The 1,622-nt window shown below is 74.7% G+C and carries 1 protein-coding gene; it reads left to right on the top strand.

The features are described from left to right. Window positions 1-379 precede the first annotated feature (379 nt). Window positions 380-1,435, top strand: coding sequence for an asparaginase domain-containing protein (locus EXE48_RS18110; RefSeq protein ID WP_053770656.1), 1,056 nt, complete (start codon window positions 380-382; stop codon window positions 1,433-1,435). The last annotated feature ends 187 nt before the right edge of the window (window positions 1,436-1,622 follow it).

Raw genomic sequence — 1,622 nt, 5'->3', positions numbered from 1 at the left:
TGGCGATGGCCGCCCAGAAGGCGGCCGCCTTGACGGTACCGGTCATCAGCCCGGCGAGCCGGTCGCCGGAGGCGATCTGGGTGGGAGCGGGGGTTGACATGGACACTTCCGCGTACGACGGGGACCCACATATACCCCGACGAGGGTTCGGCGAATTTCACGGCGTTTCTCGACCGATCGAGTCGTTTCACAACCGCCGCAGAAACGTTTTAACCGTTCATAGAGCTCGCTAATCCTTTGTTCTGGAATCGTCTCCGATCCGCGCGCTCCGGTCGCTCGCGGGGCGTCACGCGGGACCGACCGCGGCGCCCCGGCGAACGCGGCCCCGGACGACTGCCGCGGCACCAACCGCTTTGTCCGTCGGGCGGCGAGGGGGGGCATGACCGAGACCGATCGCCGCGACCGACGCGATGACCGGAGGGACCGAGACGACGCGCGCGCCGACGGCGGCCGCCCGCGGGTGGCGGTCGTCGCCTGCGGCGGCACCATCGCCTCGGAGCCCGGCGACGACGGCGCGGCGCCCGAGAAGACCGGCGAGGACCTCGTGGCCGCGGTGCCGGCCGTTTCGGACCACGCCCGGGTGACGACGACCGAGGTGTGCTCGCAGCCGGGGTTCGACGTGCGGTGGCGGGACGTGCTCGCGACCGCGGCGGCCGCCCGCGACGCGGTCGGCGAGGGGGCCGACGGCGTCGTCGTCACCCACGGGACGGACACCTTGGCGGACACCGCGTTCGCCCTGGACCTCCTCACGGACCTCGGCGCGCCGGTCGTCGTCACGGGCGCGCAGCGCCGCCTCGACGAGCCCTCCAGCGACGTCCCAGCGAACCTCGCGCTCGCGGTCCGGGCTGCCGCGGACGCCCGGTTCTCGCGCGGCGTTCACGTCGCGTTCGACGACGAGCTCCACGCCGCCCGCGACGTCGTGAAGGGGCACAGCAACGCGCTGTCGACGATGACCTCGCCGGGGACGGGGCCGGTCGCGACGTTCACCCGCGACGCCTCGCGGCTCGTCCGTACCCCCGAGCGCGGCGTCGCGGTCGACCCGCTCGCGGACGCGATCGAGGGCCCCTCCGACGTGCCAGAGGTCCCGGTGATCCACTCCGGGACCGGCGTCGGTGCGGGCGCCCTCGAACGCGCGCTCGACGCCGGCGTCGGCGGAGTCGTCGTCGAGGGGACGGGCCTCGGCAACGTCACGGCGGCGCTCGGCGACGCGCTCGGCGAGGCGGTCGCGTCCGTGCCGGTCGTCGTCGCCGGCCGCCCGCCGGCCGGGCCGACGGAGCCGGTGTACGGGACGCCGGGCGGCGCCGTCACGCTCGCGGACCACGGCGCGACGTTCGCCGGCGACCTCCCGGCCGCGAAGGCGCGGGTCGCGCTCGCGCTCGGCCTCGCCGCCGGCCTCGACGGCGAGAGGATCGAGGCGCTGTTCGCGCCGGCGTGAGACGACCGCGGGCGCGCTGAAGGGGCGGAATCGCCCGCCGGTGTCGGTCAGACGGTTGTTTTCGTTTACACGAGACCCTTATGTACCGCCCGCGTATGTGGAGGTATGAGTCAGCTCACGCGACGAGCGGCCCTCTACGGCGTCGCCGGCGGCGTCGCCGCGCTCGCGGGGTGTACCGAGGCCGGCG

The sequence above is a fragment of the Halorubrum sp. ASP1 genome (assembly GCF_005435135.1).
In the GTDB taxonomy this organism is placed as follows: Archaea; Halobacteriota; Halobacteria; order Halobacteriales; family Haloferacaceae; genus Halorubrum; species Halorubrum tropicale.
This window is presented reverse-complemented; position numbering and strand designations above follow the sequence as displayed.

Coding starts and splice junctions, on each gene's coding strand:
- EXE48_RS18110 (WP_053770656.1), top strand. CDS start 380: ATGACCGAGACCGATCGCCGCGACCGACGCGATGACCGGAGGGACCGA.